Consider the following 21,923-nt stretch of genomic DNA (forward strand, 5'->3'; position numbering starts at 1 on the left):
AATATCACCTAACCTTTGAGTGCAAAGTGAAGCATCTTGCCTATTTCGTATCTATTATCATCGAGAATTTTGTAAAGGGATTTGTCGATGCTATATGTCATTTCTTCGTCAAGAATTATAAATCCACCGAGTTTTTTTGGATCTAATGAGACAAAATTTAGTTTGATTCCCTTTTCCCTTGCCAAATCTTCCAAAGATTTTTTAAGTTCTACATCCACATCTAGAACGTGAACGATGTAGCTGCCTTCTTGTAGATTGTCCAAAAGTTTTTTAAATCTATTAATCTGTTCATCGTTGTAGGAATCTTCCTTTACATAAGATTTTATCTTTTCATAGACTCCATCGATTAGAAGACCTACGAGTTCATCAGCCTTTTCAAGCTTCTTGATTCTCTTCATTTCGTTGGCTTTGCCAATCATTTCATACTTCTTTTCATTGGCTAGGTAGATTCTTCTATCTATGAGTTCTTTCTTCATATCTTGAAGTTCTTTTTTCTTTTTTTGTAGGGTGGATTCTATCTCTTCTTTGGTGGCTTCGATCCTCGCTTCACAATCTTTTTCTCTTTCCAAATACACGATTTTATTAAAGATCGCAATTTTATTTTCAAGTAAAATCATATTTCCCCCTTTAGAGCTTTATTCCTACGGATTCTTTGATATACCTTAGGATAAAGTCCTTGTCTTCGATTCCCTTAGGCCCAGGAATAGTTACTACAAGAGGAAGAGTGCCGCTTAATTTCTTTGCTATGACTTCTTCTTTAATTTCATTGAAGTCTCTCTCCGTTAGAATTATTATTCCAATGGAATCATCATCTTTATATTTTTTGAAATTTGTACGTAGCTCTTCTACATCTTTGCAAAATTTGCCGTCTATTCCAGATAACCTAAGTCCTGTGGTCACATCTCTATTTCTAGAAATCACAAGAGATTTCATTATAGTCTACCTAGAATCATAATTGAGATGATAAGTCCGTAGATGGCAATACCTTCTGCAAGACCTAGGAAAATCATAGTTTTACCAAGTATTTTAGAGTCTTCTGATACTGCTCCGATGGCAGATGAACCTACGTTTGCTACTGCAACGCCAGCTCCTAGAGATGCAAGTCCTGTTGAAAGTCCTGCTGCTATAAATCCAAGTCCTTGTGATGATCCGCCTTCAGTTTGTGCGCTTACAAATCCTGGTACAAGGGTGAATACTGTCATAAACATAAGTGGTAAGAAAAATACCATGTTGAATTTTAAAAACATACGAAGTTTCTTTTCATCTACAGAAGTTCCTTTGTACATGTAGTAAACTCCTGTTGCGATAGTTGAAAGCACAAATATAAGTGCTATGATTATTATTTTTTCCATTATTTATCCTCCAAACGTATTGTTGTTGGGACGAATTCATATCCGTCTCCTGTGTAATATTTACTAAACATTTCGTAGTATTCAAGTCTTAGACTTTGAATGAATACTATAAGTCCTTCTAGACCTATTATTATAATATTTCCTACTATAAGTGAGATGACATTCGCACTAGTGGTGCCTATCATCTGTCCAATGGTTTTAAATGCGATGAATAGTCCGACGTGGTTTATGGCAAATGCTCCAACCCTTATGAATGAAATTATATTTGAAACTACACTCAGTATGGTTTCAAGTAGTCCAAACACAGCTCCTATATAGTACCCATCTTCTGTCTCAATCTTTTTCTTTGTTATAGCTGACATGATTACTTTTGAAAGTATCATTGCAAGTAGTGAGACTCCAATGATTGCGATACATAGTTTTGTCGGAACGATGTTTACATTTAAAACTTTCGATGCTGCTAAATTTACAAAACTTAAGAATACGAGAAATCCTGCTAGACCTTCCTTGCCTAAGAAGGCTTCTTCATACTCTTTATTCGTTATTTTATTTATGAATCCAAGGGCATAAGATATTATTAAAAATACGATCCCCACACCTATGGCTGCTCCAAGGGTGGTGTTTATATTTTCAAATGGTCTTATTAGAATTGGCTTTATTAAGTCTTCCATTCCAAATACGGATCCGTATAGAAGACCGAAGATTGCTGAGCTAAGTCCCAGGCGTTTTAAAAGTCCTCCAAAGCCTTTGTTCTTCTTAGATAAAAATATTCCCCCTAAGAAAAATACTGCCCCTTGTCCAAAATCACCAAACATCGCTCCATAAAGTAGCATGTAGGTAATTGCAAATAATGGGGTCGGGTCTTTTTCCGTATAGCTTGGAACCCCATACATGTTTACTAAAAGTTCAAAGGGCTTAAAAAAATTTGAGTTTCTAAGTTTAGTCGGTGGTTTGATGCCCTGTTCTATAGGATCTTTAAAACTTATAAGTAGTCCATCGTACTTGGATAAGATCTTTTCGATGCTTTCCTTATCCCTTAGACTCACCCAACCTGATAGGTAGAAATACTTATTAGATTTTGCCATAAATCTCTTTACATCTTCTATGTTTTCTGAAATCAGCATGGATGTTATGGCGGTTTCTACTTTTTCTCTATTGCTCTTTAAGAAACTGTCCCTGTATTCTAGGATTTCTTTTTCTTCTTTTCTTAAAGCTTCCTTTTCTGATTCGAAATTTTCTAGGATTTCTTTTGCTGTCCCTTTGTACCTTCCTAGGATTTCTACATCTTCCCAATTTAGACTCTTTAAGATTCTATCTATTTCCTTATCAACTTCCTTTGGAAAGATTGCAAGATATACTTCACCTTCATCAATGGTTGCAGTGTGAAATATCATCGCAAGAATATTTCCATAGTTTTTCTTTAATCTAAATCTAGCTTCCTTATCAAGGATTCCAAACCTTACCTTAAAATATTTTAAATCAGAAAGTTTGGATAGATCTATGTTTACATTTTTAAAATAGTCGTAGTTTTCTTCTATTCCATCTATGACTTTCAAATCCTCTCTGATTTCTTTTAATCTTTTGGATTTGTACTTGATTTCATCATAGAATGCTTCGTAGTCTACTCCCATATCTATCCTGTCGTAGTCAACCTTTAGATCCTTTATGCCAAAGAACTCTTCCATCTCTTTTGCCTTTTCTATGGTTACATTTAGCATTGAGTCCCTTTCAAAAGGCGCTATATGATTTAGTTCTATAGCTCGCTCAAGGTTGTTTTCATTTTCAAGATTGAAAGTAAAGGCGTTGTTGTCGATTTGATTTTGTGAGTTTATGATGCTTACTGCACCAGTCTTTAGAATATCTACGACCACACTCTCCATTACTTCCAGTGGAGCGACCACATTCATTATTCTCATTTTTTCTACAGCCAAGTCAATTCACTTCCTTTATAGCTTCTTACCAAGTAGTTTAGAGTTTCTCCTGGAGATAGATTAAATCTAGTTGCCTCCATAATTCCTCTTATATCTTTAACTTCAAAGTCCAGGATGTACATAAATGCTGCGAACTTTGAAAAATCAAAGAAGTCTCTCTTAAATACTTCTCTACATGTGTAGTAGAGAAATCTTGAACTTCTTCTGTCCAGGTAGATATCCTGAGATTCACCCTGGAATAGAAATTCATAATGGGAATTTAAAATATATGGAACAAACTCTTTTTCTATATCCATGTATACCATTTCTCTAAGTCTATCGAAGTTAAAAACTTTTCCTCCGATTACCGCAAAATTTAATAGTTCCTCAGGCATTAACCCATAGTACTTAATTCCACGATATATCCAAGTTATATTTAAGAGATCAATCTTAACTCCTAGAACTTCATCCACTTTTTGCTTCTCAGCTTTTGAAAATGTATTTGAAATTTCAACTAGCTGTTGATAGTAGAGCTTGTCCAGGTTCATCTCCATATAAAAAAGCACTACATCCTCCGCATCGTCTACGTATTGGCGCAGAACTTTGTAGTACTTGGTGCCTTTTAACTTTTCAACAAAAGTTTTTATCGTGTCATTTTCTTCTATTAAATTATCGGAATTTAGAACTATCAGTCTATCTTTTAAACTTCTTCTGCCATCCTTTGTCTTTAAATACCTAAGGACTCTTTTTATATCATCTATTTCAAATTCAGAAATAGCTGCATTTACAAAGTTTAAGTAATTTCCTTTGTAGTAGTGTCTTAGCTTAGTCAAAAGATCTAGCTTGTAAAGATCCAGCTTTCTTTCTGCTTCGTAGGAATCTTCATAACCGTCGAAGTAGGATGATAGCTTTGTGTTTTCTTTTAGATAGGTGATTATTTCAGAAACGGTTTGAAATCTAGACATGCTTATATAGTCCCTATCAGTTAAAAATTCAGAAGTCATCTTGCTCATTTTAGCTGATACTGCATTGAAATCTCCCATTTCTATCCCTTCAATATAAATTTTTTAAATGCTTCTTCTACCAGTTCATCTTTTTGAAGTTTAAAATTTTCATCAATCTTTGAAAGTTCATTTTGAATTTCGTCTTTTCTCTTCTTCACTTCTTCTTCAGCAGATGCCATGATCTCAGAAAATTTAAGAGAAGCTTCGTCCTTTGCTTCTTTTGTAACTTCACTTTCCATTTGAGAGAGTTTCTTTTGAAGATCTTCTTTCATGGAATTTATCTTTGCGTCAGTTTCTTCCATGACGGTCTTGGTTCTCTCTTCTATGTCTAAGATGCTGTTAATAGTATCTTTCATGCCATTCCCTCTTTCCTATAATAATATACTCCTAAAAAAAATATATACAAGGAATATCTTACCGTAATTTTCAGTAATACTATATTTTTATTTTACCCATTTTTTATTTTATTAGTAACAAGTATTAAAATTAAATTAAAAAGAGTCCGTCGCCGAACTCTTTAAATTTTTTATTATAGTGATCTTATTTTGTTTAAAATAAGTTTTTGTTCTACTGAGGCTATTAGTCTTCTTGTGTATTCAACTGTATCTGGGTTTACAGAGATAGATGTGATTCCACATTCTACTAAGAATTCTGCAAGTTCAGGATATTGAGATGGACCTTGTCCACAGATTGAGCAGGTCTTGCCTTTTTTGTTGCAAGCTTCGATAAGTGTCTTAAGGGCTGCCTTTACAGATGGATTTCTTTCATCGAAGTAACCCATGTTATTTAGTACTCCGTTGTCCCTGTCTGCTCCCATTATAAGTTGAGTTAAGTCGTTTGATCCTATTGAGAATCCGTCTACTAATTCTGCAAATTCTTCTGCTCTAAATACTACTGCAGGTACTTCTGCCATGATCCATATCTTAAGTCCATCTGATTGTCTTAGTCCTTCTTCAGCCATGATCGCTTTAACTGTTCTAAGTTCATCTGGAGTTCTTACGAAAGGAAGCATAACTATTACATTGTGTAGTCCGTATTCTTCACGCACTCTCTTTATAGCTTTACATTCTAGTCTAAATCCTTCTTCGTATTCTGGAGAAATATATCTGGATACTCCTCTCCAACCAATCATAGGATTTTGTTCTATCGGTTCTACTTCGTCTCCGCCTTTTAATCCTCTGAATTCGTTGGTTCTGAAGTCGCTCATTCTAACTACCACATTTCTTGGGAAGATAGCTGTTGCTACTTTTGAAATTCCTTCAGAAAGTTTGTCTATCATAAGATTTCCACGACCGGTTTTGAGTAGGTACATTGGATGTTCACCAATCATATTTGTGAATATAAATTCAGTTCTCATTAAACCAATTCCGTCAAAGGATAGGTCTTTGTACTTATTCGCAAGATCTGGTTCACCAAGGTTCATGTAAATTTTTGTTGCTGTGATTGGTGGATTGTATGCTGTAACAGTTTGAGTTTTTTCAGTAGATTTTTCTTCTACTTTTACTTCTTCGTTTAGAACATTTCCTTTATATACTATTCCTCTAGTTGCATCCACTGTAACTTCTATTCCATCTTTAAGAACCTGTGTTGCATTCTTTGCTCCAACTATACATGGAATTTGTAGTTCACGAGATACGATTGCTGCGTGGCAAGTCCTTCCACCTTCGTCTGTAACTACGGCTCTAGCCTTTTTCATAGCTGGTACCATGTCAGGATTTGTCATTTCAGTTACAAGGATATCTCCTTCTTCAACTTGAGAGATTTCTGTTAAATTCTTAATATTTTTAACTATTCCACGTCCGATTCCAGGGCTTGCTGGAAGTCCCTTGCAAAGTGGAATTAATTTTTCTTCTTTTTCTTCTCCACCAATGGTTGTTATTGGTCTTGATTGTAGGAAATAAAAATCTCCTGTATCTTTGTCAAACGCCCATTCAGTGTCTTGAACTGAACCGTAAATATTTTCTATCTTTAGACCCATTTCGATGAGTTTATTTAGTTCTTCTCTAGTTAGAGATTCAGCTTCAACTGCATCTTTTCCAAGATAGTCTTCAACGTTTACTACTTCTGTTCCAACACCAACTTCCTTCTTAACTACCATTGATAGTTTAGAAGCGACGTGTTTTTCTTTGATTTCTTTTGTTTTTTTGTCGATTATATATTCGTCTGGAGTTACTGTTCCGCTTACCACCGCTTCACCAAGTCCCCAGGATGAATTGATCATCATCTCATCTGTACTCTTGTTGATTGGATTTGCTGTGAACATTACACCAGCTTTTTTAGCATTTACCATCTTTTGAACTACTGCAGAAAGTAGCACGTCAAAATGATCGAAATGTTGTTTTTCTCTGTAATAAATTGCTCTACCGGTCCATAGTGATGCCCAACACATCTTAACATGATTTACGAGTTCTTTTTCTCCTCTTATGTGTAGGTAGGTATCTTGTTGACCAGCAAAGGATGCATCTGGTAGATCTTCAGCGGTTGCTGAACTTCTAACAGCTACTTCTGGATCTGTCATATTTATAGATTTTGAAAAATCTAAATATGATTTTTTAATTTCTTCTTCAAGTTCTGGAAGTATTGGGGCTTCCATAATCTTTTGTCTAATTTCTTTAGATACGTCGTTTAGCTGTTCTACATCGTCCACATTTAGTGATTCGATTAAAAATGTAATTACTTCGTCAAGTTCAGCATAATGTATAAAATCTTTGTAGGCTCCTGCGGTTACGCAAAATCCTGGAGGAACTGGCAATCCATTTCCAGTCATTTCGCCTAGGTTTGCTCCCTTTCCACCTACTACTGGTAGATCATCTTTTTTGATCTCGTTAAAAAATTTAATATATTTGTAAGACATCCTCAGCCTCCTCTTTCAATATTATTATAACACAAAAAAAATCTATTGCACTAGTCTTTTATTTTTTCGATTAACTCCTTGATGGAAAGTGTGGATACAAATTCATCCTTTATGTTTAGTTCTTTTAAAAGTTCATCTAATTTATTTTTATCTTCTACTTCAATTTCTAAATAAGGATATGGAAGCACAGATTTTTCATGGGTATCAAAATCAAATCTCGCCCCTTTGTAAGTGTAGGATCTTCTATTTTTCTTAGTACTATCAAAACTGTCGTAATCAAGCAGTTTAAGCGTTTCAATCATGGGTTCCAGTTCATTTATTACGACTGTATGCTCAACGCTTTTTCTAAGATTATTATCTTTTATCCTCTCTTTAAAGGTCAGTTCAATCTCATCTTCGTTTCTTTCTACAAAGTGGGTTTTCCTAATTCTAAAGTATCCTGTGCTACTTTTAATTGGATGTGATTTTGAATTTATAAGTATATTTACTTGGTCTTCTTCACCAAGATATATGCCACCATTATTTTTCAAATATGTTTCAATATTTTCTAAATCTGCCCCAATTATTTTTACTTCTTGCTCTAGTCCCATATCTTTTTTACCTCGAAATTTATAAAGTCAGATGAAACGCAGATGACTTCCATTCCATCGAAATTACCTTCCACCACTTCCCTATGTCCTTCGCCGTGAAGATGTCCGTAGAGAAGAACCTCCGCCTTATATTCCAATGCAATCTTACCAAAATCATTTAGATTTTTATTTCCATCAAATGGCGGATAGTGAAGAAGGACGATCTTTCTTCCTGCTTTTGAACTTTCTATTGAGTTTCTAAGCCTTCCCATCTCTCTTAAATATATGTTTTCCATATCGGATTTGTATTCGGAGCTGGATTTGTCCATCCAACCCCTAGTTCCGCATATGCCTATGCCTTTATATTCGTAGGAAGTGTTATTTAAAAATATTGTTTTCTTAAGTTGTAGTGCATTTAATTTGCTCATGGAGCTCCACCAATAGTCGTGATTGCCCTTGGTGATGATCTTGGTCCCAGGCAAAGAGTCGATTATTTCTAAATCACGCCTTGCATCTTCTAGTTTAAGTCCCCAGGAAATATCTCCCGGCAACAAGACTAAGTCATCTTCTTTTATATTCTTATTCCATGAGTCAAATATTTTTTTATCGTGGCCTATCCAATTTTCACCGAATATATCCATCGGTTTTTCGCCACTGGAGTCTAAGTGTAGGTCTGCTATTGCGTAGATCATTTTTCTAGCCTCAATATATTTATTTTCATTTCATCCGCAACTTTTAGGTCCCTTGTTGAGGATGTGAAGTAAAGCACCTGGCGATCTTCTGAGATTTTTCTAAGAAGTTTCATAGTGGTTCTAGCTCTTCTATCATCGAATGTAAGTAACGCATCATCCATGATTAGAGGAATCTTTTCTTCGCTTATGATTTCAATTAGAGCAAGTCTAAATGAAAGGTAGAGCTGACCGATGGTGCCTGTGCTTAGGTTTTTCTCATCGATTGTAATGCCTAGATCTCTTGATTTTACTGAGAGGTTCAAATCGTCATCTATCATTACGTATTCGTACTTGTCTTCTGTTATTTCTCTAAAATAAAGAGAAGTCTTTTCGATTATCTTAGGTAGGTTGTCCTCTTTGTTTTCAAGCATAACCCTAAGAAGTGTTGATTTTGAAAGTTCCAGTGCTTCTCTTTCGAAATTTAAATCTTCCATGGAGCCTCGAAGGTCTTCGATCTCTCCTTCAATCTCCTGGATTCTGTTTAAATTTAGATCCAAGTTTTGAATATTTATTTCGTTTTTGGAGATATTTAGTTCAACTTCTCTCTTTTCTTTTCTCAATGTTTCGAAATCAAAGTCTGTACTTACCACTTCTCTATTTAAATCTTCAAATTTCTTTCCATTTAGATGAAATTCTATTGCTCTGTTAAGTTCTCTTATTCTATTATTTACAGATTCTTCTGTGGCTGAGTTTTTGAACTTTTCACGAAGTTCATCAAGGTTTGAAACCTCTTCCATTCTAAGATTATTATCTAGTTCTGATTGAAGTTTATCTCTTAATTCTTTAAGTCTATTTAATTTTTCTAGATTGTCTTCATAATTTTTGTCTCTAAGAGATTTTTTATAATCATTGATGCTTTCGTCTCTCATTAGATTTATTAAAGTATCTTCAAGCTCTGATGTCTTCACAGAATATTTTGAAGATAGGGCTGAGAAAAGAGTATCCATCTCTCTTTTTTCAATGGTTTTATCTTGAGATAGTCTTCTCAAAGCGTCCATTCTCGAGATCAGCGAACGAATGAGTCCATGGTTTACCCTAAATTTAACTATTCTTAAATGAAAATAGAAAGCTATTGGCAGAAGTAAAATTAATAGATAGTAAATTTTAAATTTAAAAGAAGCTACAGCAATTCCAATAGATATAACCCCTAGAATTACAAATAGTAGGTAGAGGAATTTTTCCTTTATTTTTAAATTTTCTACGTCATGGGCTATATTTGCAATCTCTCTTGAGTAGTTCCTGCTGTTTAACTCCTGTAATCTATTTAAACTTTTGCGGAGATTTTCGTAGTCTCTCTTGACGCTACTGGTAAGTGTTTCGACTTTTTTCTGTTTCAGTTCTAGATTTACTTCGTCAATCTCGCTAAATACTCTCTTAAGTCTATCATTTAAATCCAAAAGTTTTTCGTAACGATGGATGTCTAGATTTTTAAGTTCTCTAATCCTTTCGATTTCTTTTTTAAGTCTTTCAACTTCCTTGTAGGTTTCGTATTCAGATTTTTTGTTGCAAAGAACTAACTCTTCATCCAATGATTTATTTCTTTTGTAGAGATCTTCTAAGTCTTTTAGGTAGGAATTATACTTTTCAGATTTTTCATCAAGCTCTAGTTTCTCTTTTAAAAGTCTATCCACCTTTACTTGAAGAGCACCAAGTTTAGAGCTTTTTAAACTCTCATTTCCAAGAGATTTTATTCTAGAATCCATCTCCTTTAATGCAACTGAAGTGGATCTAGATATATCCATGGTGCTACTAACTTCTAGAATAAGGTCTCTTAACTCTGTTCTAAGACTCTCAACCAGTGCGATGGCATCCGACTCTACAAAAAATGTGGATTTGAATATGGATGAGCTCATGCCAATGAACTTGGCTCCCGGTTGTTTGATTCTGGAGTACTTGTTAAATTCAATATCGTCTGAGATATCTTCTGAATCTGTTAAATTTAGTACCTTTACATTTTCTGAGGCAAAATCTCTTTCGATTCTAAAATCTTTTTCATCGGTAAATTCTATGTTCGCGTGATATTCTCCTCTTAAAAGAGGCCTATAATTTTCAAATTTATCGTCATAGAGCCTTCTCTTTATAGAATCTTTTGAAAATCCATAGAAAAGTCCATAGATTGCTGATTCCATAGTAGATTTACCCGCTTCGTTTTCTCCATAGATGAAGTTGAAGCCATCTTCAAAATCTAAAGTCTCGTTATTAAATTTTCCAAATGATTTAAGTTCAATCTTTTTAAATTTCATTATAATCACCCAGAAGTTCCAATCCGATTTCTATTGCCCTTCTTTCCAATGGTTTATCAAGACTTAACTTTTCCAAGTACTTACCTAAGAAATTATCTTGATTTCCCTCTATAATCTCTTCTAGGTTCACCTTCATCTCCATTTGATCAGAAAAAACGATATTTGGAAATCTTTCATTTAGAGTTTCGAAGAAATACTTAGGATTTTCCGCCTTGCCCATAAGTTCGATGCGAACTACATCTTCATCACTAAACTTAGAAATTCTATCTATAAGTTTATAAAGTTCAACACCCGTCACATCTATCTTTTCATTTACAACATTTCTACGATTGGATTTTATCTTTTCAAGAATTATATTTTTATCCACAATATTTACAAGATTATAAGTTCTATCTCCTGTTTCAGAAAAGCTAAGACCTTCTGGACTTCCTGAATAGTAGACGTTTTTTGCAGGTTCACAGCTCTTGTGAATATGGCCCAAGAAAACGAAATCGTACCTTGATATGTCTTCCTTTGTAAAACTAAAATATTTATCCATGTCTTCATAGGAACCATGAATCATAAGTATATTCGTAAAATTATGGTCTAAATTAATATTTAAATCGATTTTTGGATCAGAGTCTCTGTCCCAGGAAAATCCGTAGAACCTCGTATCTTCAAATTCAAAATAATCTAGACTATTTCCAAAAATATATACGTTTTCTGGAATATCTACTATGTCTAGAACTTCTCTATCTACGATGAAGTCGTGGTTTCCAAAGCAGAGTAAGACTCTTGCACTTGTGCTTGCCAATGTTTGGAAGAATCTCTTGAGGTCAGAAAGAGTAAAGAACTCCCTTTCGTATAGATCTCCACATAGAAGCAGAAAGTCCACATCGTTTGAAGCTTTTACAATATTTTCAAAAGTGATCCAAAGATCTTCTTGTCTTAGTTTCTTATCAAAATTTATATTATTAAAGGATTTTTTTAAATGTAAATCCCCAGTGTGTATTAGTTTCATATTACTCCTTATATTTTCATAAAAAAAGGAGCCTAGCTCCTTATTCTAATGGTAAAAGTAATGCTGCAATGATGTATACCCATAGGCTCATGCCGCCAAATAAAAATAAAAGCACGGTTATAAGTCTAACTGTAGAGGAATCTATATTAAATGTTTCAGCAATACCTCCGCATACTCCAGCAAATACTCTATCTGTTGATGATCTGTGTAAGTTCATAATTTTCCTCCTTTTATAAGTAAATTATACCCTAAAAATAAAAAAATCCTAGATTCCTAGGATTTAATTTGTCTATGTTATTTTGCTATTCTAGTTGCGTTTACATAACGAGTTCCATAGTACTTTTCGTTAAGTGAACTAATTACAACTTTTTTCTGACCTGATGAAGCATGCACAAATTTACCTTCACCAATGTACATTCCTACGTGAGAAACTTGATTTGAAGATGTGGTAGCAAAGAATACTAAGTCTCCTGCAACTAAATCTTCTTTTGCAATTTGTGTACCAAATCCTGAAAGTTCACGAGAACTTCTTGGCATATTTATTCCAAATGTATTCTTGTAAATGTCATACATAAGACCTGAGCAGTCATATGATCCGTTTCCAGCTGTACCATATACATATGGAGTATCAAGCTTAGTTAGAGCTATTGCTACAGCCTTGTTAGCCATGTCAGATGCCTTGCCATCTTTGAAAGTTACTATACCGTCAAATTGGTTTGTGCTTCCTTTCTTAGCTATTTCTTCTAATTCTGCTTCATCTTCTTGGATACTTTCTTCAGTGAAGTTTAAAGTTTCACCTGTTTTGATATCTATAACTGCAGGGCTTAGATTGTAAAGTTTACCATTTACATTTATAGCAAAGAATTTATTTCTATAATCTACAAGATTTACTTTATCTCCAGCTTTTAAATCGATACTTCCATCTTTTGATGTAGCCTTAGCTTTTGTCTTTAAAGTAGCTACAGTTACATTTTCTTTAGAAGTTTCTTCTTTTAATGTAAGCGCTGATTTAGAAACACTGCCTTTAAAATTGTCTTGTGTTTGTACAAGCACAGTGTTTTCGTCAGTTGAAATTACAGTTACAACTTCGCCAACGAATAGGTTTCTTAAGATATTACCAGAAGCGTCCTTAAGTGTAGTTGGATTTTTAACTGTATATGTAGTTATATCTTTTTCAGTTATTAATACTTTGTCCTTTGGAACAGTTACTCTAGCTGGTCCTTTTTTAACTAGGTATCCACCTTCAACTTCTTGTAAGATTTCTGCCTTTTCTTCTAGTTCAAAGTATATTTTATTACCTGAATAGGTAGTCTGAACATGTTCATTTATGAAAACTCCAGTATCGCGTGCTCCAAGAGCTGCTGCCAAGCATAATGTCAATGCTGCGACAGTTGTTTTTTTATTCATAACTTAATATATTCACTCCTTAAATTATTTCACTGTTCATAGTATAACAAAGCGGTAACAAAAAATCAATAAAAAGTTACAAAATAGTTAAGAAATTTTAATAATCTCTTAACTATTAAGTAAATATGTATTGACAGAATCATCTGTCAAGTAAATCTATAAGCTGCGTTCTGTTTATTCGATCATCTATCTAGACCAACTGTTACCAATTGGTTCAAGCGACCTACCATTCCCGGAAAGCGCGAGCAACGCTTTTTACTCCTACTTGGTCTTGCTCCGAGTGGGGTTTACATAGCAGGTATATCTCTATACCTCTGGTGAGCTCTTACCTCACCTTTCCACCCTTACCACGTGTGTGGCGGTATATCTCTGTTGCACTAGCCTTAGAGTCGCCTCCACCGGTCTCTCACCGGCACCCTTGCTCTGTGGAGCGCAGACTTTCCTCAGTTTCCTGCGATCGATGGATTTACTCTTAAAATTTTATCAGATAGAAATTTTATTTTCAATATTTTGTAACCTTTTAGAAGATTTTTTTGAGTTTCTACAATTTTTATAGATTTTTTTGTCCTTAAATATTATTTTTATTAAGGAATTTCCCCTTACTTATATTTTCTATAAAAATATTTTCTACTATTTAATTAAAAAAATTGAAAATTAAAATTTAAATTTAACTATAAAAAAAGCAGGGTCTCCCCTGCAATATTTTTATTCATCTCATTGAAACTGGTTTATCCAAGATTTCTTTCATAACCACAGCTTCTCTTAGATGTTCTAGTCTTATATCTTCATCTGATTCTTCCATCAAGTCGCCATAAAAACTGTCCTCTTCTATGGTCTTGTAATCTTTTATATCTTCATTTAATGAACCCTTGTAGTCTTTTTCGTAGTCGACCACTCCACTGGTAAGGTCCTGTGGTTTTAGATCTTCAGGTTTCATATTATCCTTAGATTTTACTTCTAAGTCAGTGTCTTTCTTTACAATGCTCTTTTTCTTTTTATTTTTAAGTCCTAATGCTTCTCCCAAGGAATTGAAAGATTCCCTTTGATAGTTCGTCTTAATCTCTGCGTGTTTGTTGGATTCTTCTTCAATCTCCTTAGTTATTTCTTTTAGAATATCTTTAAAAGAGTTTTTTCTCTCTTCTTGATCTTTCTTTATTTTATCGATGGAAGTTTTGTCTTTATCTTTACCAGTTAAATTTTTTTTATTGTTCTTCGCCCTATTTAGTCCAGCCTCAAGAACGTTTGAGATTATAATTGTTAGGAGAAATGCTAAAATAGGTCTCATACTACACTTCTTTCTTTAAAACTTCTATGGCTTTTTGAAGTTGTGTGTCTTGCTTCAAGAATTCATAGCCGATTCCTTTTACATTTTCTTTTAATTTTACTTCTATGTCTGGTTTTATTCCTATTTTATGGATATTTTCTCCAGATGGTGTGAAGTATTCTGATGTGGTAAGTTTAACTCCTGTGCCGTCTTGGAATGGAAATACTGTTTGTACGATTCCTTTACCAAAACTCTTAGCTCCTACAAGTTTTCCTCTCTTGAAATCTTTTATCGCTCCAGAAAGTATCTCTGATGCTGAGGCTGATCCTTCATTTATAAGGACTACTATTGGTTTGTCATATTGGTCCTTATCTGATTTATATTCGAATACTATTTTGTGGTTTTTATCCTTTGCTGAGACTATGGTGCCTTCTGGTAGGAGCATATCCGCTACCTTTACTACTGAGGATACTGTGCCTCCTGGATTTCCTCTTAAGTCAAGGATTAGTCCCTTTACATTTTCTTTTTTTAATTTATCTAGGTGAGTTTTAAATTCTTCGTCTGTGTGATCATTAAATTGTATGATTCCAATATATCCTAGATTTTCTATTTTGTGAGAGATTACGGTTTCTATTTTGATTTCATCTCTTTCTACATCCATCTCCAAAGTCTTCTTTGTAGATGGTCTGTAAATAGTTAGGTGAACCTTGCTTCCCTTTTCTCCTTTTATTATCTTTATTGCGTCCTTCATTTCGTCGCCTGTAAATGGTTTGCCATTTACTTTTACGACGATATCCTTTGGTTTTATTCCAGCTTTATCTGCAGGAGTTCCTTTAATCGGACTTACTACTTCTATTTGATTGTTTTCATTCTTAAATACTGTAAATCCTATTCCGTAGAAGGAGCCTGTTGTTTCTTGGTTCATTTCCTTTAGATCTTCTTCTGTTAAGTATTCTGAATATGGATCTTTTAGAGCTGCAACCATTCCCTTGAGTTCGCCATCCCTTAGGTCTTCGTCCTTTACTTCATAGAGATAGTCCTTCTTTATTTTGTTTTCTACGAGTTTTAGCTTCAAGAATTTTTCTTGATCTTCCGCTCCGAGGAAGTTCTTGGTGACAAAACCAAAGGTTATAATATTGGTTCCTATTATTAGTAGAACTACTAGTACAAATTTTAGAAATTTTTTCATATTTTCTCCTATACAAAGTTAAGTGGATTTTGTGGAGTTCCATTCACTCTTACTTCAAAATGTAGGTGAGGACCTGTTGAAAGTCCTGTGGAGCCAACTAATCCAACCACTTGTCCCTTGTCAACCCTATCTCCTTGTCTAACTTTTATTACAGATAGATGGGCGTATACTGTTACTGTGCTTCCATGATCTACCATTACTACATTTCCATATGATCCAAGGGTCCTAGCCATTAATACTGTTCCCTTAGCTGCAGAAAGTGCAGGTGTTCCAGTTGGAGCTGGTATATCAATACCGGTATGCATCTTCGTATATCCTAGGATTGGATGCTTCATCATTCCAAATCCACGAGAAAGTCTAGTGTGACCTGGTACAGGCCATCCAAGTGATGCTCCCGCTCTAGTGGTGATGTTCATCCTTTGAGATGTACTTTCTCTTGCTTCAGCAGATTGTATTTCTTTTTTTAGGTTTGCTATTTCTTTATCTAAGCTTGCCCAAAGTGCTTCAGATGCTTCATACTCTTGTTTGTACTTTTCAACATCTTTTAATAATGATTTCATGTACCTGCTTTTGTTTTCAGAAGCAATAGCAAGTTTGCCCCTTTGTACTTCCAATGCTCTCTTGCTGTTATCCAGCTCTTGGTGAGCAACTACTAGTTTTTCTTTGGCTTCTTTGATTTGGGTTATTTGAAAATCTACATAATCAATCATCTTTTTGTCAGATTCTGCAATTCTCTTCGCCATTTCTATATTGTTTAGCAGATCTTCTATGGATTTAGAGTTCATAACAACTTCTAAGTATCCAACTCTGCCGTTCATATAGGATGCTCTCATCCTTTCACCAAATTCATCCTGTACAGCATCCAGGTTTTTGTTAGCTTCGTCAAGTTTCTTTTCATTAGCTGCGATTTCTACGTTTAAAACATCCATCTTTTGATTTAAATCGAAGATTGAATTATCGTATTTTGAAATTTCCGCATCTAGCTTTTCAATTTCTTTTTCAACATTTGAAGCTTCTGCATTTTTCTTCTTAACTTTTTCTTTGGTTTCTTTTAATTTCTGTTCAATTTTAGTCTTTTGATCTATTTTGCTATCTCGCTTCTTCTTTAATTCTTTTGTGCTTGCAAAAACCGATGTTACAAGCAAGCTAAAAGAAAGAAAAAATACTGCAAATCTTTTAAATTTCATTTTACACGTCCAAGAATTTCTTAGTTGAGAAAAGTGAACCTAGGTAGCCTACACATACTCCTATTGCTAAGAACATAATAAATATGTCTATGTTTATAAATTTAGGATTTAGTATAAATAGGTCCATTTTCATCAGTTCAATCATAAACTTATCGTAAATTATTCCATATCCCTTGTAGATTGCAAAGTAGGATATGCAAGCTCCAAAGACTCCGAAGAGACATCCTTCTATTAGGAATGGTCCTCTTATATATGAGTCGGTTGCTCCAAGGTACTTCATGATGGAGATTTCTCTTTTTCTATTGGATACTGCAATTTTAATGGTGTTGTTTATAATTACCACAGATACAAATACTAGGATGGAAACTATTCCAAGCCCTAGGATTTTGATTCCTCTTTCCACACTTAGCATCTTGTTTATGATGTCTCCGTGGAAATTATATGATTCTATTCCATCTTCATCCTTTATATCATCTATTATGGTTTCAGATTCTTCTAATGAATCCATGACTACCACAAGGGATGCAGGGAATACATTTCTCTTTAGAGAGTCAAGGACATAGCCCTTACCTTCTAATGATTCCCTGTACTGTTCCTTTGCTTCTTCCTTAGAAACATAGGAAATATTCTTTACATTTTCATGTTCAGCTATTTCTGAAATCAGTTCATTTATTCGGTCTTCTTTAATATCATCATTTAAATAAAATATAACCTTGTCTATCTTGCCTGTGGTTTGGTATACCAATGAGTTTACATTTAACACAGAAAGAAATACCATTCCAAATAGGATTAGCATCGCCGCTATGGATACGGTAGAAGCTATAGCCATGGCTTTATTTCTCCACATTCCTTTGAATGCGTCCTTTAGTACATTTATAAACTGTCTAAACTTCTTCATAGTAACCTCCACTTTCTATATCTGAGATTACTCTACCTTCGTTAAGTGTGATTACACGCTTCTTCATACTGTCTACGATTTGTTGAGCGTGGGTCGCCATTATTATAGTGGTGCCTTGTTTATTTATATTTTCAAGGGTCTTCATAATTTCAAATGCTGTTTCAATGTCCAAGTTTCCTGTAGGTTCGTCACAAACAAGGATTGGAGCTTCGTTTACAATCGCTCTTGCTATTGAAACTCTTTGGGATTCGCCACCGGATAGTTCGTCTGGTTTTGAATGTTCTTTGCCAGAAAGACCGACTAATTCAATCGCTCTTGTTACTTTTTCTTTGATATTTTTCTTTGAATATCCTCTTATTTCCAAGGCGTAAGCAACATTTTCGTACACTGTCTTATTAGGAATAAGTCTAAAGTCTTGGAAAACTACAGAAATTCCCCTGCGTAATTCAGGAATTTTAGATTTTCTAAGCTTAGTTATATCTTTTCCATCTATTAAAATTTTCCCTCTTGACGCTTGAAGTTCTCTGATAAGAAGCTTGATCATGGTGGATTTTCCTGCTCCGGAAGATCCAACTAAGAATACAAAGTCTCCCTCAGGTATATTCAAGTTTATATTTTGTAGGGCTAATGATCCATTCGGATACTCTTTAAATACATTTTCAAATACTATCATAAATTCTCCTCACTAAACATTATATAGTAAATTGCCGATTTTGTTTAGTTTTATTTTAAAAACTATGATTTGACAATAGTTTCAGTTTATTATATCAATCTTTTGACACAAAAGAAAACACCCGCCTAGGCAGGTGCTCTTATAAATTTTTTAATGATAATTTTATTGTTTAGTTTAATTTTGGTTTTAATGCTCTAAGGGCATTTAGTACCGCAAGTAGTGCTACCCCAACATCAGCGAAGACTCCAAGCCAGATGGATGCATAACCAAGTCCTGCAAGTCCAAGTACTAGAACCTTGACTGCAAATGCCAAAATTATATTTTGATTTACAATATTTACAGTGTTTCTAGAAATCTTAATTCCGTCTATTATCTTATTTAAATTGTCTTTTAAGATAACTATGTCTGAAGCTTCAACAGCTATATCTGATCCGCTCATTCCCATCGAAATTCCAATGTCTGACACTGCGATAACAGGACTGTCATTTACTCCGTCGCCTACGAATGAGATAAGTTTCTTTTCTCTTTCCTTGATCTTTATAAGTTCTGCTACCTTATCTTCCGGAAGTAATCCTCCAATTGCATGGTCGATTCCCACTTCTTTTGCAACATTTTCTGTCACTGTCACTTCATCTCCAGATAGCATGTAGGTTTTGATATTATTCTTCTTTAGAGAGTTTATAAAATCTTTTGCTTCTGGTTTTATAATATCTGAAACTGTAATTTCGCCGATTAATTTTTTGTCATAGCTTACAAAAATATTTGTGCCTTCTACTTCTTCTGCATCGACGATCTTATTATTTCCTACCAACACTTCTTTGCCATCGAGGATGTACTTTATTCCCTTTCCAGGCACTTCTTCAAAATCAACCACGTCGTTAATATTTATTTTATTTTTACTCTTTCTTACAATTGCCTTTGCGATTGGATGGTTACTTGACATTTCACCAGCTGCAGCAATCTCGAGCACATCTTCTTCACTAAATCCTTCATAGGATTTTATATTTGAAACTTCAAACACACCTTTTGTGATGGTACCTGTCTTATCAAATACGAATATTCCTACATCTTTAAGAGCTTCCAAATAGTTTCCGCCTTTTACAAAGACACCGTTTTTGGATGCAGCACCGATTCCTCCAAATATTCCAAGAGGAACGGAAATTATAAAGGCACATGGGCATGAAATAACTAGAAATGCGCAGGCTCTATACACAGCTTCTCTAAGTTCAATCTTAAATAGGCTCGGTCCAAATACAACTAAAAGTAGCGCGATTGCACATACCACTGGAGTGTAGACCTTTGCAAATTTTGTAATCTTTCTTTCAACATTTGCCTTTCTTTGGCTGGCATTTTCTACCATGTCTATGATCTTTGCAATTGCTCCATCGGAGTATTCCTTAGTAACTCTGAGCTTTATTGCATGGGATTTATTAATAGATCCACTCTTTAGTTCTTCTCCCACCACTGCTTTAATCGGCACAGATTCACCAGTTAAGATAGAAGTATCTAAGTAGGATTCTCCTTCTATAATTTCACCATCAAGTGGCACTTTTTCTCCCGGTTTAACTAGAATTATTTCACCAACCTTTACATCTTCTGGTTTGTAGGTAATTAAATTTCCCTTGTCGTCCAAAACATTTGCAAATTCTGGTTTGATTTCCAATGCTGATTTAATATTTTTTCTAGAATTATCAAGGGCGATATCTTGTAGAAGTTCTCCAACTGAATAGAATAACATAACCGCTACTGCTTCTGGATATTCTCCAATGGCTATCGCTGAAAATGTCGCAATCATCATTAGAAATTGTTCGTCGAAAATCTGTCCCTTTAAAATATTTTTAAAGGCAGAGAATACTACTTCATATCCCACTACAACATAGAGGGCTAAGTAGACAATCTTTTTAACATTTAAATTGTAATCTACAAAATGATTTACGATTAACATCAGTAGAACGAAACTGTAAATAATTATATTTTTTTTGAAGTCTTCTTTTTCATCGTCTTCTTCATCATTTTTTTGAGAATTATTATCTGCTAGTAAAACTTCAATTCCATCTTCAAATTTATTTACAGAGTCCTCTATCTTTTTATGCAAATCTTCTATTTTTTCATGCTCTACGTAGAGCATCTCATTTATAAGATCGTAATTAACATTATTGATGCCGTCGTATTTTTTTATATCGTCGACGATCTTTGCGCTACAGTTAGGGCAATTTAATCCTTTTAAATAAAATTTCGTCTTCATAAGTCCTCCTCGTAAGTAATATTATATGAATGATTGTTCATGTATTTATATATACATTATCTATTTTTATTCCCCTCTTGTCAATAGATTTTTTAAAAATCTTAAAGGAATTTATAAAAATTATTTTCTATCTCTTTTGGAATTAAATATTATACATGTTACAATTTATAAAAGGTATAAATAAGATTAAGAGGTGTAATATGAGTGTTAATTTTGGAAACAAACTGCTTGGCTTTGGTATGATGAGACTTCCAAAGATAGTAACAGGAGAAAAAGAAGAAATTTTATACGACAAGGTTTGTGAAATGGTGGATTATTTCTTAGAAAATAGATTTAACTACTTCGACACAGCCCACGGATACCACAAAACTTTTTCAGAAGTTGCTGTGAAGAAATGTCTTTCATCTAGACATAGCAGGGATAAATATATTCTGACCAATAAACTTACTGCCATGTACTTCGAAAAGAAGGAAGACATAGAGCCTTTATTTATGAGTCAGCTTGAAGCTTGCGGAGTCGAATATTTCGATAATTATTTAATCCACTCTGTGAGTAGAAATAATTACGGAAAATATATGGACTGTGAAGCCTTTGAAGTAGTTAAATCCCTGAAGGAAAGAGGATTTATAAAACATATTGGCATGTCCTTTCACGATAGTGCAGAACTTCTTGATAAGATTTTAAGTGAACATGAAGAGATCGAGATGGTGCAAATTCAATTTAACTATATCGACTTTGACGACAAAATCGTACAGTCCAAGGCTTGCTACGATGTGTGCAGAAAACATAATAAGGAAATAATTATTATGGAGCCTGTCAAAGGTGGAAAACTCGCAAACCTACCTAAAGACGCCAGAAAAATATTAGAAGATCTAAACGGTGGTTCCATGGCAAGTTATGCAATTAGATTTGCAGCTTCCTTCGAAGGAGTAAGGATGGTTCTCTCCGGAATGTCAAGCCTTGATGAAATGAAGGACAACTTGTCCTACATGAAGGATTTCAAAAAAATAAATGATAAAGAGAGAAAAGCAATAGATAGAGTTGTAGAAATTTTAAATTCTATCGATTTAATTCCTTGTACAACTTGTGAATACTGTCTCGAAGGATGTCCTCAAAACATTCGTATTCCAAGTATGATTTCTATTCTAAACCAAAAGAAGATGTATGAAACAGCAAATTTCGAACATAATTATGACTTGGCGACTAGAACAAATGGTAAAGCATCTGAATGTATAGAATGCGGTCACTGCGAATCAGTCTGTCCTCAACACATTGAAATCATAGATGCTCTTAAAGATGTGGTAGAAAAGATAGAAAATCAAATTTAAAAATTATGGTAGTTGGAAAATCTGACTACCTTTTTTTATTTGTAATATAAAGAAAAGTTTAATTCCTAG

Annotated in this window: 20 protein-coding genes and 1 other RNA gene; 1 reads left to right on the forward strand and 20 read right to left on the reverse strand. The window is 34.2% G+C overall.

Annotation, left to right across the window (positions count from 1 at the left end; all coding sequences use genetic code 11):
• Positions 1-8 precede the first annotated feature (8 nt).
• The 20 genes from HMPREF1252_RS01670 to HMPREF1252_RS01760 form a co-directional block, all read right to left on the reverse strand.
• Positions 9-617, reverse strand: coding sequence for a hypothetical protein (locus HMPREF1252_RS01670; RefSeq protein ID WP_023058989.1), 609 nt, complete (start codon positions 615-617; stop codon positions 9-11).
• Between the two features lie 10 nt (positions 618-627).
• Positions 628-933 (reverse strand): V-type ATP synthase subunit F, encoded by a 306-nt coding sequence (locus HMPREF1252_RS01675; protein ID WP_008902610.1) that lies wholly within the window; start codon positions 931-933, stop codon positions 628-630.
• Positions 933-1,352, reverse strand: coding sequence for an ATP synthase subunit C (locus HMPREF1252_RS01680; RefSeq protein WP_023059025.1), 420 nt, complete (start codon positions 1,350-1,352; stop codon positions 933-935). The genes HMPREF1252_RS01675 and HMPREF1252_RS01680 overlap by 1 nt, the downstream gene beginning before the upstream one ends.
• The gene (locus HMPREF1252_RS01685; protein WP_023059055.1) at positions 1,352-3,283 is read right to left on the reverse strand and encodes a V-type ATP synthase subunit I; all 1,932 of its coding nucleotides are present in this window, start codon (positions 3,281-3,283) and stop codon (positions 1,352-1,354) included. The genes HMPREF1252_RS01680 and HMPREF1252_RS01685 overlap by 1 nt, the downstream gene beginning before the upstream one ends.
• Complete coding sequence (locus tag HMPREF1252_RS01690) at positions 3,274-4,305, reverse strand: V-type ATPase subunit (RefSeq protein ID WP_008902613.1); 1,032 nt, start codon at positions 4,303-4,305, stop codon at positions 3,274-3,276. The genes HMPREF1252_RS01685 and HMPREF1252_RS01690 overlap by 10 nt, the downstream gene beginning before the upstream one ends.
• Before the next feature lie 2 nt (positions 4,306-4,307).
• Entirely contained in the window at positions 4,308-4,622 is a 315-nt protein-coding gene (locus HMPREF1252_RS01695) for a hypothetical protein (RefSeq protein ID WP_023059115.1), read from the reverse strand.
• Between the two features lie 173 nt (positions 4,623-4,795).
• Positions 4,796-7,120 carry a phosphoenolpyruvate synthase gene (gene ppsA, locus HMPREF1252_RS01700; RefSeq protein ID WP_023058962.1) on the reverse strand — a complete coding sequence of 775 codons (2,325 nt, stop codon included), beginning with the start codon at positions 7,118-7,120 and terminating at the stop codon, positions 4,796-4,798.
• Positions 7,121-7,170: 50 nt separating this feature from the next.
• On the reverse strand, positions 7,171-7,710 hold the full coding sequence (locus HMPREF1252_RS01705; protein WP_023059096.1) for a class IV adenylate cyclase: 540 nt from the start codon (positions 7,708-7,710) through the stop codon (positions 7,171-7,173).
• Entirely contained in the window at positions 7,701-8,381 is a 681-nt protein-coding gene (locus HMPREF1252_RS01710) for a metallophosphoesterase (RefSeq protein ID WP_023059078.1), read from the reverse strand. Before HMPREF1252_RS01710 ends, HMPREF1252_RS01705 begins: the two co-directional genes overlap by 10 nt.
• Positions 8,378-10,663, reverse strand: coding sequence for an ATP-binding protein (locus tag HMPREF1252_RS01715; RefSeq protein WP_023058967.1), 2,286 nt, complete (start codon positions 10,661-10,663; stop codon positions 8,378-8,380). The genes HMPREF1252_RS01710 and HMPREF1252_RS01715 overlap by 4 nt, the downstream gene beginning before the upstream one ends.
• Positions 10,653-11,663 (reverse strand): DNA repair exonuclease, encoded by a 1,011-nt coding sequence (locus HMPREF1252_RS09170; protein WP_023059116.1) that lies wholly within the window; start codon positions 11,661-11,663, stop codon positions 10,653-10,655. The genes HMPREF1252_RS01715 and HMPREF1252_RS09170 overlap by 11 nt, the downstream gene beginning before the upstream one ends.
• A 40-nt stretch (positions 11,664-11,703) precedes the next feature.
• Complete coding sequence (locus HMPREF1252_RS01725; RefSeq protein ID WP_023059006.1) at positions 11,704-11,880, reverse strand: PspC domain-containing protein; 177 nt, start codon at positions 11,878-11,880, stop codon at positions 11,704-11,706.
• 77 nt (positions 11,881-11,957) lie between these two features.
• Positions 11,958-13,070 carry a C40 family peptidase gene (locus tag HMPREF1252_RS01730; protein WP_023059053.1) on the reverse strand — a complete coding sequence of 371 codons (1,113 nt, stop codon included), beginning with the start codon at positions 13,068-13,070 and terminating at the stop codon, positions 11,958-11,960.
• A gap of 143 nt (positions 13,071-13,213) precedes the next feature.
• An RNA gene (rnpB, locus tag HMPREF1252_RS09180) (RNase P RNA component class A) lies at positions 13,214-13,543 on the reverse strand.
• A 236-nt stretch (positions 13,544-13,779) separates the two neighbouring features.
• The gene (locus HMPREF1252_RS01735) at positions 13,780-14,355 is read right to left on the reverse strand and encodes a hypothetical protein (protein WP_023058938.1); all 576 of its coding nucleotides are present in this window, start codon (positions 14,353-14,355) and stop codon (positions 13,780-13,782) included.
• A 1-nt stretch (position 14,356) separates the two neighbouring features.
• Entirely contained in the window at positions 14,357-15,523 is a 1,167-nt protein-coding gene (locus tag HMPREF1252_RS01740; protein WP_023059109.1) for a S41 family peptidase, read from the reverse strand.
• An 8-nt stretch (positions 15,524-15,531) separates the two neighbouring features.
• Positions 15,532-16,710 carry a murein hydrolase activator EnvC gene (locus HMPREF1252_RS01745; protein WP_023058944.1) on the reverse strand — a complete coding sequence of 393 codons (1,179 nt, stop codon included), beginning with the start codon at positions 16,708-16,710 and terminating at the stop codon, positions 15,532-15,534.
• 1 nt (position 16,711) lies between these two features.
• A complete protein-coding gene (gene ftsX, locus HMPREF1252_RS01750; RefSeq protein WP_023058987.1) occupies positions 16,712-17,608 on the reverse strand; it encodes a permease-like cell division protein FtsX in 897 nt (298 codons plus the stop codon).
• Positions 17,595-18,281 carry a cell division ATP-binding protein FtsE gene (gene ftsE / locus HMPREF1252_RS01755; protein WP_023058961.1) on the reverse strand — a complete coding sequence of 229 codons (687 nt, stop codon included), beginning with the start codon at positions 18,279-18,281 and terminating at the stop codon, positions 17,595-17,597. Before ftsE ends, ftsX begins: the two co-directional genes overlap by 14 nt.
• Before the next feature lie 169 nt (positions 18,282-18,450).
• Positions 18,451-20,526 (reverse strand): heavy metal translocating P-type ATPase, encoded by a 2,076-nt coding sequence (locus HMPREF1252_RS01760; protein WP_023059127.1) that lies wholly within the window; start codon positions 20,524-20,526, stop codon positions 18,451-18,453.
• Positions 20,527-20,726: 200 nt separating this feature from the next.
• Here HMPREF1252_RS01760 and HMPREF1252_RS01765 point away from each other — a divergent pair, with 200 nt between their 5' ends.
• The gene (locus HMPREF1252_RS01765; protein ID WP_023059041.1) at positions 20,727-21,854 is read left to right on the forward strand and encodes an aldo/keto reductase; all 1,128 of its coding nucleotides are present in this window, start codon (positions 20,727-20,729) and stop codon (positions 21,852-21,854) included.
• Positions 21,855-21,923 lie beyond the last annotated feature (69 nt).

It is taken from the genome of Peptoniphilus sp. BV3AC2, assembly GCF_000478945.1.
Taxonomy (GTDB): domain Bacteria; phylum Bacillota; class Clostridia; order Tissierellales; family Peptoniphilaceae; genus Peptoniphilus_B; species Peptoniphilus_B duerdenii.

Bases quoted from the DNA above. Each gene is read 5' to 3' on its own strand.
- HMPREF1252_RS01740 (WP_023059109.1), bottom strand. From the start codon at position 15,523: ATGAAAAAATTTCTAAAATTTGTACTAGTAGTTCTACTAATAATAGGA.
- HMPREF1252_RS01715 (WP_023058967.1), bottom strand. From the start codon at position 10,663: ATGAAATTTAAAAAGATTGAACTTAAATCATTTGGAAAATTTAATAAC.
- HMPREF1252_RS01730 (WP_023059053.1), bottom strand. From the start codon at position 13,070: ATGAATAAAAAAACAACTGTCGCAGCATTGACATTATGCTTGGCAGCA.
- HMPREF1252_RS01725 (WP_023059006.1), bottom strand. From the start codon at position 11,880: ATGAACTTACACAGATCATCAACAGATAGAGTATTTGCTGGAGTATGC.
- ftsE (WP_023058961.1), bottom strand. From the start codon at position 18,281: ATGATAGTATTTGAAAATGTATTTAAAGAGTATCCGAATGGATCATTA.
- HMPREF1252_RS01710 (WP_023059078.1), bottom strand. From the start codon at position 8,381: ATGATCTACGCAATAGCAGACCTACACTTAGACTCCAGTGGCGAAAAA.
- HMPREF1252_RS09170 (WP_023059116.1), bottom strand. From the start codon at position 11,663: ATGAAACTAATACACACTGGGGATTTACATTTAAAAAAATCCTTTAAT.
- HMPREF1252_RS01735 (WP_023058938.1), bottom strand. From the start codon at position 14,355: ATGAGACCTATTTTAGCATTTCTCCTAACAATTATAATCTCAAACGTT.
- HMPREF1252_RS01745 (WP_023058944.1), bottom strand. From the start codon at position 16,710: ATGAAATTTAAAAGATTTGCAGTATTTTTTCTTTCTTTTAGCTTGCTT.
- ppsA (WP_023058962.1), bottom strand. From the start codon at position 7,120: ATGTCTTACAAATATATTAAATTTTTTAACGAGATCAAAAAAGATGAT.
- HMPREF1252_RS01690 (WP_008902613.1), bottom strand. From the start codon at position 4,305: ATGGGAGATTTCAATGCAGTATCAGCTAAAATGAGCAAGATGACTTCT.
- HMPREF1252_RS01670 (WP_023058989.1), bottom strand. From the start codon at position 617: ATGATTTTACTTGAAAATAAAATTGCGATCTTTAATAAAATCGTGTAT.
- HMPREF1252_RS01705 (WP_023059096.1), bottom strand. From the start codon at position 7,710: ATGGGACTAGAGCAAGAAGTAAAAATAATTGGGGCAGATTTAGAAAAT.
- HMPREF1252_RS01675 (WP_008902610.1), bottom strand. From the start codon at position 933: ATGAAATCTCTTGTGATTTCTAGAAATAGAGATGTGACCACAGGACTT.
- HMPREF1252_RS01760 (WP_023059127.1), bottom strand. From the start codon at position 20,526: ATGAAGACGAAATTTTATTTAAAAGGATTAAATTGCCCTAACTGTAGC.
- HMPREF1252_RS01765 (WP_023059041.1), top strand. From the start codon at position 20,727: ATGAGTGTTAATTTTGGAAACAAACTGCTTGGCTTTGGTATGATGAGA.
- HMPREF1252_RS01680 (WP_023059025.1), bottom strand. From the start codon at position 1,352: ATGGAAAAAATAATAATCATAGCACTTATATTTGTGCTTTCAACTATC.
- HMPREF1252_RS01695 (WP_023059115.1), bottom strand. From the start codon at position 4,622: ATGAAAGATACTATTAACAGCATCTTAGACATAGAAGAGAGAACCAAG.
- ftsX (WP_023058987.1), bottom strand. From the start codon at position 17,608: ATGAAGAAGTTTAGACAGTTTATAAATGTACTAAAGGACGCATTCAAA.